Genomic DNA, 10,682 nt, shown 5'->3' on the forward strand with positions numbered 1-10,682 from the left:
TAACGAGGGGCGATTGCACTCGACGTTGGGCAACATGACGCCCAATCAGTACGAGCGGCAAGCGGTCTGACAATCACCGATTGAGGTGTCCGGAAAAAGTTGACCACTTCAAGCCCGGAAACCCGAGGGTGGGCGGATCATTCCCACAGGTCCGAGATCAATCTGAAATACCAAGTGCGACACTGATCCTGTGGGAGCGAGCTTGCTCGCGAAGACTGCATTTCAGCCGCTGAATATTCGGTGGATGTCCCGGCCTCTTCGTGAGCAAGCTCACTCCCACAGGCCCGCGTTCAGCCCGGAAACCCGAGGGTGGGCGGATCATTCCCACAGGTCCGAGATCAGTCTGAAATACCAAGTGCGACACAGATCCTGTGGGAGCGAGCTTGCTCGCGAAGGCGATAGTCCGGCCAGCCTCAAATCAGAAGCTGTACTACTCCGGCTTCACCGGCTGCGGGTACTCGAACTCAAACACCCGGGCGACTTCCGAGGCGTGCCAGGAGGCAGCGGCGACGCCGTCCGAAGGGCCTGAGAATCGGCCCAAACGCTCGACGCATTCAAAGAACCCGGTGCGGGGCAGTCGGCTGGCGCCCTGACTGATCACCAACGAACTGCGCAACGGCTGCTCGGCGCGGGCGTCGAGGGCGGCGAGGTGTTCGAGGGCAGCGGTCAGGGTTTGCATGGCGGGTGTAGGTAACTGCAAGCGCTCCAGCAACGCGCGATAGGTCACCAGATGACGCTGGCGACGGGCCAGGTCCAGTTCGGCGAGCAATCCGTCCCAGTGCTGGCGACTGATGCGCACGCTCATGCCTCACCCCGCCAGCCCGCAACGCCCAGCTCCCACGCCAGACTCCGGCGAATGGCCGCGTCCGGCTCACGGGCGCCGCTTTCAGTCAGGTCGAGGTAAGAGGGGCTGATGCCGACCGTGCGCGCCAGTTGCGCCACTTCCAGGCCCTTCGCTTGGCGTAATGCACCTAGCTGATCGAATGAAGGAAGATCAGGTGCGCTGAAGGGCTGTCCGCCAGAGGCCTCAGTGTGAGCCGCCGCCGCGGACGCAGGCATGGCTGCAACACCCGCCGCGCGCAACAGGGCCTGATACTGCGCCCATGGCAGCACCGCATATTCCGGCTCTCCATCGCGCGAAATTACCTGAAGATCCATACCAACACCCCTGTAGGACAAAAACACGCTTTACGTAGTCTTTTTCTAAGTATGGGCGGCATCTTAACAGCGGTTGGCGACGACTGGCGTGCGCGGAATCAACGGAGCGCGGCCAGCGACAGTAATCACCCACTCAGACCCGCTGTCAGATCTTCTTCTCGTGCTCAAGCAACACAGGCGTTGCCGGCAGACGCTCAACCACCGCGAGCTTTTCAGGGTTCTGCAATTCGCGCCAGGCACGGAACGCGCTGAGCTCGGCCTCGAGGTGTTTCATCACCCACGCCAGCACGGCGATGTCGTCCAGCATCCCCAGACCCGGAATCCAGTCAGGAATCGCATCCAGAGGGCTGAGGAAATACATCAGGCCGGCCACGATCGAAAGAATCGCCTTACCGCTGATGGCGCGGTATTCCCCGCGCCAGTAGGCCAGGCACAACGCCTGAAGCAGTTTCAAATCGTCTTTGATCTTGCCCAGCCGACCGCCCTCACTGGCCGTTTTGCCGGCAACGGCAAACAGCAATGCAGGCAGGCGACCTGCCGCCATCAAGCGCTTGGCCATGGGCAGATAACGAATGAGATTCCAGGGTGCTTTCATATCTACTCCACGATTACCGATAAAAATCGACTGGCTGGCTTACTGCGTGTGTCGTGGCAGCCTACCGACGAGTACGCCGATTCCGCGCCTGAAGGTTATCCACACAAATTGTGGATAACCTTGTGAACAGACCCGTTTTTCGGGGCCGGAACGCCCGTTCTAATGGGTCCGCAGTTAAATCGCGCGTTTTTTACACACATAAAAACCCGCAAAAAACCGTTGACTCACCGGGCCTGCGGCGCTAGCCAAAGCCCAACGAACAACGTGCAGCCTCCGACAAATCCCGGCTTAACGCCCGTTGACTGACCGACATGGGACTCTGCCCGCTCAAGCCGGTTCGATCAAATCGGCCCGGAAATGAAAATGCCCCGTCGAGACGGGGCATTTCTTTCAAGCGGTAATCGGTCTTTCGAACGATTACTTCTTGGCGGCTGGCTTGGCCGGTTCGGCGGCCGGAGCAGCCTCTTCTTCTTCATCAGCGCCGGCAGCAGCATCATTGGCGCCTGCAGCTGCAGGGTCCTTGATGCCCAGCAGTTCCAGGTCGAAGACCAGAACCGAGTTTGCCGGGATGGTTGGGCTAGGGCTTTGTGCGCCGTAGGCCAATTCGCTAGGGATGTAGAGTTTGACCTTCTCGCCAACGTGCATCAGTTGCAGACCTTCGACCCAACCCGGGATCACGCCGCTCACCGGCAGATCGATCGGGCTGCCGCGTTCAACGGAGCTGTCGAACACTTTGCCGTCAGTCAGCTTGCCTTCGTAGTGAACGGTCACGACATCAGTCGGCTTCGGTACTGGACCGTCGGCTTTCTTGATGATCTCGTACTGCAGGCCGGAAGCAGTGGTGGTGACTTCCTTGCGCTTGCCGTTTTCTTCGAGGAACTTCTTGCCGGCGGCTGCCGACTCTTCGCTCATCTTGGCCATGCGCTCTTCAGCGCGCTTTTGCAGGTCGCCAAACGCTGCAACCAACTCTTCGTCTTTGAGCTTCTGCTCTTTCTTGCCAACGGCGTCTTCGATACCCAGCGCGACCGCTTTGGAATCCAGATCGTCCATGCCTTCCTGAGCCAGGCTTTTGCCCATGTTCAGGCCGATGCCGTAAGAGGCTTTCTGGGCCGGGGTTTTCAGCTCAACGGTGCTGGCTTGCTTGTCACAGCCCGCGAGTACCAGACCGACCAGGGCAATCGCCGCTGCCAACCGATGCTGTTTCATTCTGTTTCCTTGTTCATGCGCCAATAGGGCAAACGAGTAAAGCCGCGAGCTTATCAGGCTGCCGCGATCAATGGCTACCGGCATGAGAGGGAGAAAAGGCAGATAAGTTCAGGTATCCAAAGGTTTTCTTGTTTGATCGAGAAATCCGTTCAGTTGGGGTTCAGCGGCCAGCCACAGGGTGAGCGAACGCGACTAATACACGTCCCGCACGTAGCGCTTTTGCTCGGTCAGACAGCGCAACTGTTCGGCGGCTTTTTCCAGGCTCATGCCGCCTTGTTCGCTGATCACACGACGCAGCGCCTGATCGACATCCCGCGCCATCCGCGAGGCATCGCCGCAGATATACAGGTGCGCGCCCTCCTCCAGCCAGCGCCAGAGTTCGGCGCCCTGCTCCTGTATGCGCTGCTGGACGTAGATCTTCTCTGCCTGATCCCGGGAAAACGCCAGGCTCAGCCGGGTCAGCAGGCCGTCCTGCTGCATGCCTTGCAGCTCATCGCGGTAGTAAAAGTCGGTGGCCTGATGCTGCTCGCCGAAGAACAGCCAATTACGGCCCCGATCGCCCCGGGCGCGCCGCTCTTGGAGAAACGCCCGAAACGGCGCCACCCCGGTGCCCGGGCCGATCATGATCATCGGCACATCGCCATCGAGGGGCGGGCGAAAATGCCGCGTGGGTTGCAGGAAAATGGGCACCTCGCACTCCCCCGCCCGATCCGCCAAAAACGTCGACGACACGCCTTTGCGCGGGCCGTAGCGCACGGCGGAAACCGTCAGGTGAACTTCATCGGGATGCGCCTTGGCGCTCGACGCGATGGAATAAAGCCGTGGCTGAAGGGGCTTGAGATGATCAAGCCATTCCTGCGCAGCGCACGCAATCGGGAACTCGCGCAGCACGTCGGCCAGCTGCCGGCCCCACAGCCAGTCTTTCAGCTCGCTTTTGAAGGGCTCGGTCAGCAGGGTTTTCAGGTCGTGGCTGCCGTTGCGCTCGGCGATGAATGCCAGGGTGTCTGCGCTCGGTCGTGCTATCTCGAATTGCTCGGCCAGCGCCTGACGCAGCGGCACGTCGGCAGCCTTCACGCCACGCACCGGTTGCTCGGCGTTGAGGCCCGTGAGTTCGAGCAACTCGTCCACCAGCTCCGGGCAATTGCGCGGCCACACCCCCAAAGCGTCGCCGGCTTCGTAGGTCATGCCCGAACCCTCAAGGGTCAGCGCCAGTTGCCGCGTGTCCTTGGCGGCACCGTCCGCGTTCAGCCGCCGATTAATCGACACCCTTGCGTGATGGGGCTGGGTGCGTGAGGGCTGATTCCCAAAAACCGGAGCGTTGTCGACGATTGAAGGAGTAGGAAGATTCAGCGACAGCGCCTGCTGCAAGCCCGTGAACCAATCGTCTGCGTGGGCCTGATATTCGCCGTCGCACTCGACTCTGGCGATCAGCGATGAAGCGCCCAACTCTTGCAGGCGCTGGTCAAGGTTCTTGCCGTGCTGGCAAAAGCGGTCGTAACTCGAGTCACCCAGCGCCAGAACGGCGTAGCGCAGCGATTCCAGACGCTCTTGCCGGGCAGCCAGTGACTGCCAGAATTGTTGCCCGTTGTCGGGGGATTCGCCGTCGCCGAAGGTGCTGCTGATCAGCGCGACCTTCTGCAACTGGTCCAGACGCTCGGAGGGGAAACTGTCCATCGCCGCCACCTGAACCGGCACACCGGCAGTCTTCAACCGGTCGCCGAACTGCCGGGCCAACGCTTCGGCATTCCCGGTTTGGGATGCCCAGAGCAGCGTCAACAGCGGCGCTTGGTCGGACGCTGTTTGCGTCACGTTCTCGGCTTGGGGCAAATCGAGGAAGCGATGCCCGATCAACTCGACTTTGCGCAAAGCGACCGCACAGCACTTGAATTCGGGCTGTCGGGAGATCGGGTCGACGGCGTCGTTGGTTACTGCGTTGATCGCCAGTTTGTCGCCGTACACGTCGTTCCAGTGAAAGGGCGAGAAGCAGTTGCCCTGCAGCACACGGTCGCTGATCAGCGCAGGCAACACCGCCAGCCCTCGCGCGGAACGGATCTCGACGCCATCGCCTTCGCGGATGCCCAGCCCAAGGGCATCGTCGGGGTGCAGCTCGACGAACGGCCGCGCGTTCAGCGCGTTCAATGTCGGCACTTTCCCGGTCTTGGTCAGGGTGTGCCACTGGTGCTGCAGGCGGCCGGTGTTGAGCACCATCGGAAATGCATCGTTGGGCAGTTCAGCCGGCGCCATGTGCGGGCGTGGGAAAAATACCGCCTTGCCGTTTGCGGTTGGAAAAAGGATCGCAGGACGTGTCGCTGCCTCAACGGGTCGTGCGTCGGTATTGCTCAGGTAACGGATCGGGTTGCGTGTGTGCTCGTCGGCTGGGGCGCACGGCCACTGCACAGGTTGATTCCGCAGCCGCGCATAGCTGGCGCCGCGAATGTCGTAGCCCGTGGCCGGATTCCACGCCTGTTTGATTTCTTCGAACACCTCCTCTGCCGAGGCGTAACTGAAGGCCTCGGCGAAACCCATTTCACAGGCGACCCTGGCGATGACCTGCCAGTCGGGCAACGCTTGTCCCGGCGCATCAACGGCTTTCTGCGTCAGGTTGAGGGTGCGTTCGGAGTTGATCATCACCCCTTCCGCTTCCGCCCAGAGCGCGCCAGGCAACAGGATGTCGGCGTAGCGATTGGTTTCGGTGTCGAGGAAGGCGTCCTGGGTGATAACCAGTTCGGCAGTCTTCAGGGCGTCGATGACCGAAGTGCGGTTGGCCACACTGGCCACCGGGTTGGTGCAGATGATCCAGCAGGCCTTGATCACGCCGTCGCGCATCTGCTCGAACAGGTCGATGGTGCCGCCGCCGGGCTGATGCGGGATGCTGTCGTGCGGGATGTTCCAGAGGTCTTCGATGAAGCGGCGGTCGGCGTCCACCAACACCGAGCGCTGTCCGGGAAGTCCGGGGCCCATGTAGCCCATTTCCCTTCCGCCCATGGCATTCGGCTGGCCGGTCAGGGAAAACGGACCACTACCGGGCCGACAAATTGCCCCGGTCGCCAGATGCAGGTTGCACAGCGCATTGGTGTTCCAGGTGCCGTGGGTGCTCTGATTCAGGCCCATGGTCCAGCAGCTCATCCACTCGGGCGCCGCGCCGATCATCCGCGCCGCCTGACGGATGTCGGCTTCGGCCAGGCCGGTGACCTGCGCGACATAAGCCGGCGTGTACTCGGCGAGGAACTCGGGCATGACGTCCCAGCCCTGGGTGAACGAGGCGATGAAATCGGCGTCGATGTCGCCGTTCTCCACCAGCAAGTGCAACAGGCCATTGAGCAGCGCGAGGTCGGTGCCCGGCCTGATTTGCAGGAACAGCCCGGCCTTGTCGGCGGTGGCGCTGCGCCGGGGATCGACAACGATCAGCTTCGCCCCGGCCTTGACCCGGTCCATCATGCGCAGGAACAGGATCGGGTGACAGTCAGCCATGTTGGCGCCAATCACGAAAAACAGGTCGGCTTTGTCAAAGTCATCGTAAGAGCCCGGCGGCCCGTCCGCGCCCAATGAAAGCTTGTAGCCACTGCCCGCGCTGGCCATGCACAGCCGCGAGTTGGACTCGATATTGGCCGTGCCCACGAAGCCCTTGGCGAGTTTGTTGGCCAGGTATTGCGCCTCCAGGGACATCTGGCCTGAGACGTAAAACGCGAGTGCGCCGGGGCCGTCGCGGTCCAGAATTCCACGCAAGCGCCGGGCGGTTTCGCTGATAGCGGCGTCCATGTCAGCGCGCACCGGCTCGTGGCTGCGCTGATGGCGGATGTACGCCGACTCCATCCGCCCCGACTCGGCAATCGCCTGGCCACAGGTGGTGCCTTTGGTGCACAGGCGGCCGAAATTGCTCGGGTGGGTCTTGTCGCCAACCACCTTGATGACCCGGTTGTCCTCGACCTGCATGACGATGCCGCAGCCAACGCCGCAATAAGGACACACGCTCTTTACGCTGTTGCTCGCCATATTCCGTTTCCTGAAAGCAAAAAAAAGACGCCCTGTTCTCAGCCGTTGAAAAACGGAGAGCACACGGCGCCTTTGTCGTGAATATGGCAATCGGCGTTGATTGCCTGTGGGCACGGTGTTGCAAACGGCAGGCCAGCGTGGCCGAGGGACGTGCAGCGGAGGTTTTCAGTGGATTTTGCTGATGTGATGAATGGACGCTGAGCTTCACCGTGGGGCGCACCAGGGTAAATCGCACCCTTTTCGAGCCGGAACCGTCTGCTCTCGAGGGTGATGAGATCGGCTTGCGATCACGCTTCTGCCCGTCAAACGTACGCGTCTGGCCGGAACGAAACGTATCCGACCCGTGGACATTCTCCACTGGCACAGCCATTGCTACATCCCTTATCAAGTCCAGCCTGAACACGCGGTTGGCAGCCCTGGCCGGTCAACGCGGACCGCCAGCCGTCCACGGCATCGGGCTCACCAGGTTGACGTCGACACTGTGGTCGCGCGGCAACCCATAAAGAACAGGCAAAGGCGCCTGGAACCGAGAGGTTCCGGGCGCCTTTTTTTTGCTTTCGAAAAACCTGATTGGCCTTGGCCGGGACTCGATATGACCACCACAGTCGCCCCACTCAACGACGTCAAAACCCTGATCGTTATCGGCAATGGCATGGTGGGTCACCACTGTGTCGAGCAGCTCATCGCCGCCGGCGCCCTCGATCGCTATTGCATTCATGTATTCGGTGAAGAAGGCCAGCGCGCCTACGACCGCGTGCACCTGTCCGAATACTTTGGCGGTCGCGACGCCGAGTCACTGGCGATGAGCGCTGCTTCTTTATATGAGCAGACCGGGCTTGCGCTGCACCTCGGTGTGCCGGTGCTGGAAATCGACCGGGCGCGGCGCGAAGTGATCACCGCCAAGGGCCGCTTCGGTTACGACAAGCTGGTGCTGGCGACGGGTTCCTACCCTTTCGTGCCGCCCATCGAAGGCGCCGAAGGCCATTCGCGGCTGGTCTACCGCACCCTGGACGACCTCGACACCATCCGCGCCGCCGCCCGCCAGGCGAAACGCGGCGTGGTGGTCGGCGGCGGGCTGCTGGGACTGGAAGCGGCCAACGCGCTGAAGTCCCTTGGCCTGGAAGCCCACGTGGTGGAATTCGCGCCGCGCTTGATGCCGGTGCAGCTGGATGACCACGGCGGCGCAGCGCTGAAGGCGCGCATCGAAGCACTGGGCGTGGGCGTGCATCTGTCTCGCGCGACGCAATCCATCAGCGCGGGTGAGGAATACCGCTACCGGATGAATTTCGCCGGCGATGAATTCCTCGAAACCGACCTGATCGTCTTCTCCGCCGGCATACGCCCCCAGGACGCCCTCGCCCGCCAATGTGAGCTGGAACTGGGCCCGCGCGGCGGCATCGCCATCGACGAACATTGCCGCACCAGCGACGCCGACATTTTTGCCATCGGCGAGTGCGCCGCCTGGAACGGCAGCGTCTTCGGCCTCGTCGCCCCGGGTTATCAGATGGCGCGCAATGTCGCGGCGCAGCTGTGCAACCTGGACGCCGAGCCGTTCTTCGGCGCGGATATGTCGACCAAACTCAAACTGCTGGGCGTCGATGTCGGCTCCATCGGCGATGCCCATGGTGCGTTGGCGGGTGCGCGCAGTTACCGGTTTATCGACGAGGCCAGCGGCAGTTATCGCCGCCTGGTGGTGTCGGCCGATGGCAAAAAAGTGCTCGGCGCGGTGCTGGTGGGTGACAACAGCTATTACGACACCCTGCTGCAATACGCCCAGAACGGCATCAAGCTGCCCGCCGATCCATCGAGCCTGATCCTGCCCCACAGCGACGGCGCGCCGACGTTGGGTGCCGATGCCCTGCCCGCCACGGCGACTATTTGTTCGTGCCACAACGTCAGCAAAGCCTCGATCTGCTCGGCCATCGATGGCGGCTGCACCGATCTTGCCGGGCTCAAGGCCTGCACCAAAGCAGCCACCGGATGCGGCGGCTGTACAGCGCTGCTGAAAAGCGTGTTCGAGCACGAACTCATTGCCCGGGGCGTGGCCGTCGATAAAAGTCTGTGCGAGCACTTCGCCTTTACGCGGCAGGAGCTGTACGCCTTCGCCCGCGTGGAAAACATCGAAAGCTTCGACGAGATGCTTGCCCGCCACGGCAAAGGTCATCTGGGTTGCGACATTTGCAAGCCTACCGTCGGCTCGATTCTCGCCTCGTGCTGGAACCGGCCGATCATGGACCCGTCGCTGGTGCCGCTGCAGGACACCAACGACACCTTCATGGCCAACATGCAGAAGAACGGCACGTATTCGGTGGTGCCGCGCATCCCGGCGGGCGAGATCACTGCGGACGGCCTGATCGCCATCGGCGCGGTCGCGAAGAAATATGACCTGTACACCAAGATCACCGGCGGCCAGCGCATCGACCTGTTCGGCGCGCAGTTGCACGAGCTGCCGGACATCTGGGCCGAGCTTATCGCCGCCGGCTTCGAGACCGGTCATGCCTACGGCAAATCGACGCGAACGGTGAAGTCCTGCGTCGGCAGCACCTGGTGCCGTTACGGCGTTCAGGACAGCGTGCAAATGGCGCTGAATATCGAGGACCGCTACAAAGGCCTGCGCTCGCCGCACAAGCTGAAGTTCGCGGTGTCCGGCTGCACCCGTGAATGCGCTGAAGCCCAGAGCAAGGACATTGGCGTGATTGCCACGGAGAACGGCTGGAATCTGTACGTGTGCGGCAATGGCGGCATGCGCCCGCGCCACGCCGAGCTGTTCGCCACCGATCTGGACGACGAGACACTGATTCGTTACATCGACCGCGTGCTGATGTTTTACATCCGCACCGCTGACAAGTTGCAGCGGACCTCGGTCTGGCGCGAGTCCCTTGAAGGCGGGCTGGATTTTCTGAAAGCGGTGGTGATCGACGACAGCCTGGGGCTTGCCGCCGAGCTGGAGGCGCAGATGCAGTTGGTGGTCGACCGTTACGAGTGTGAATGGGCGAACGCGCTGAAGAGCCCGGAGAAACTCAAGCGCTTCCGCACGTTCGTCAATGACAAAGGCGCCGACCCGGACATTCATTTCGTCAAGGAGCGCAGCCAGCGTCGTCCGGCTCGCGCTGAAGAGTTGAATCTGATTGCCGCTGTGGAGGTTGCACGATGAGCCAGGCCAATGCAGCAGTGAGGGAGTTGCCGAAGACTCAGGTGTGGCGCGCGGTCTGTACGCGTGAGGATCTGGTGCTGAATTCCGGTGTGGTGGCGCTGGTGGGCACTGCGCAGGTGGCGCTGTTTTATGTGGAGTCTGTCGGCGGCGCGGCGCAGTTGTTTGCGGTGGACAATCGCGATCCGGTCACGGGGGTGAATGTGATTGGGCGGGGGTTGGTTGGCAGTTTGGGCGGAGATCTTGTGATCGCTTCGCCTTTATATAAGCAGCATTACCGACTCAAGGACGGTACGTGTCTGGAAGATGCGGCGTTGCGATTGCGGACCTGGCCAGTGCGGCTGGTGGGGGATGTGGTGGAGATAGATGTGGGGTGAGGCGTTCAGGGGACTGATTTATTTACAGCGCTTCATCGTAAATTAATCTGTCCCCGGATCTACGGCGTTGCTTAGTCCGCGAAGATCAAAAGCGGGGGTGTCAGAAATTTTGTGTTCGGGCATAACATGAGTAAGAGGTGCATGTATGCCAACCAAAAAGAAACCTGCGTTACGCGAGCTACCCAAAATCCCTAAAGAGCTG

General features: G+C 61.6%; 7 protein-coding genes. 2 read left to right on the forward strand and 5 right to left on the reverse strand.

The genetic code is table 11. The features are described 5' to 3' along the window. Nucleotides 1–430: 430 nt before the first annotated feature. From ACYASU_RS20275 to ACYASU_RS20295, 5 genes are all read right to left on the reverse strand, one after another. On the reverse strand, nucleotides 431–805 hold the full coding sequence (locus tag ACYASU_RS20275; protein ID WP_192170934.1) for a hypothetical protein: 375 nt from the start codon (nucleotides 803–805) through the stop codon (nucleotides 431–433). Further along, nucleotides 802–1,158 (reverse strand): helix-turn-helix domain-containing protein, encoded by a 357-nt coding sequence (locus ACYASU_RS20280; protein ID WP_463583847.1) that lies wholly within the window; start codon nucleotides 1,156–1,158, stop codon nucleotides 802–804. The genes ACYASU_RS20275 and ACYASU_RS20280 overlap by 4 nt, the downstream gene beginning before the upstream one ends. A 145-nt stretch (nucleotides 1,159–1,303) precedes the next feature. Further along, nucleotides 1,304–1,753 carry a YkvA family protein gene (locus ACYASU_RS20285; protein WP_065986833.1) on the reverse strand — a complete coding sequence of 150 codons (450 nt, stop codon included), beginning with the start codon at nucleotides 1,751–1,753 and terminating at the stop codon, nucleotides 1,304–1,306. A 417-nt stretch (nucleotides 1,754–2,170) separates the two neighbouring features. Next, the gene (locus ACYASU_RS20290; protein ID WP_037013885.1) at nucleotides 2,171–2,959 is read right to left on the reverse strand and encodes an FKBP-type peptidyl-prolyl cis-trans isomerase; all 789 of its coding nucleotides are present in this window, start codon (nucleotides 2,957–2,959) and stop codon (nucleotides 2,171–2,173) included. 192 nt (nucleotides 2,960–3,151) lie between these two features. After that, nucleotides 3,152–6,952 (reverse strand): molybdopterin-dependent oxidoreductase, encoded by a 3,801-nt coding sequence (locus ACYASU_RS20295; RefSeq protein ID WP_463583848.1) that lies wholly within the window; start codon nucleotides 6,950–6,952, stop codon nucleotides 3,152–3,154. A gap of 592 nt (nucleotides 6,953–7,544) precedes the next feature. Here ACYASU_RS20295 and nirB point away from each other — a divergent pair. Together nirB and nirD are read left to right on the forward strand one after the other, a co-directional pair. Further along, nucleotides 7,545–10,106 (forward strand): nitrite reductase large subunit NirB, encoded by a 2,562-nt coding sequence (gene nirB, locus ACYASU_RS20300; RefSeq protein WP_463583849.1) that lies wholly within the window; start codon nucleotides 7,545–7,547, stop codon nucleotides 10,104–10,106. Beyond that, complete coding sequence (nirD, locus tag ACYASU_RS20305; protein WP_463583850.1) at nucleotides 10,103–10,480, forward strand: nitrite reductase small subunit NirD; 378 nt, start codon at nucleotides 10,103–10,105, stop codon at nucleotides 10,478–10,480. The genes nirB and nirD overlap by 4 nt, the downstream gene beginning before the upstream one ends. Nucleotides 10,481–10,682: the final 202 nt, after the last annotated feature.

It is taken from the genome of Pseudomonas sp. HP_12, assembly GCF_055283955.1.

Coding starts and splice junctions, on each gene's coding strand:
- ACYASU_RS20275 (WP_192170934.1), bottom strand. CDS start 805: ATGAGCGTGCGCATCAGTCGCCAGCACTGGGACGGATTGCTCGCCGAA.
- ACYASU_RS20280 (WP_463583847.1), bottom strand. CDS start 1,158: ATGGATCTTCAGGTAATTTCGCGCGATGGAGAGCCGGAATATGCGGTG.
- ACYASU_RS20285 (WP_065986833.1), bottom strand. CDS start 1,753: ATGAAAGCACCCTGGAATCTCATTCGTTATCTGCCCATGGCCAAGCGC.
- ACYASU_RS20290 (WP_037013885.1), bottom strand. CDS start 2,959: ATGAAACAGCATCGGTTGGCAGCGGCGATTGCCCTGGTCGGTCTGGTA.
- ACYASU_RS20295 (WP_463583848.1), bottom strand. CDS start 6,952: ATGGCGAGCAACAGCGTAAAGAGCGTGTGTCCTTATTGCGGCGTTGGC.
- nirB (WP_463583849.1), top strand. CDS start 7,545: ATGACCACCACAGTCGCCCCACTCAACGACGTCAAAACCCTGATCGTT.
- nirD (WP_463583850.1), top strand. CDS start 10,103: ATGAGCCAGGCCAATGCAGCAGTGAGGGAGTTGCCGAAGACTCAGGTG.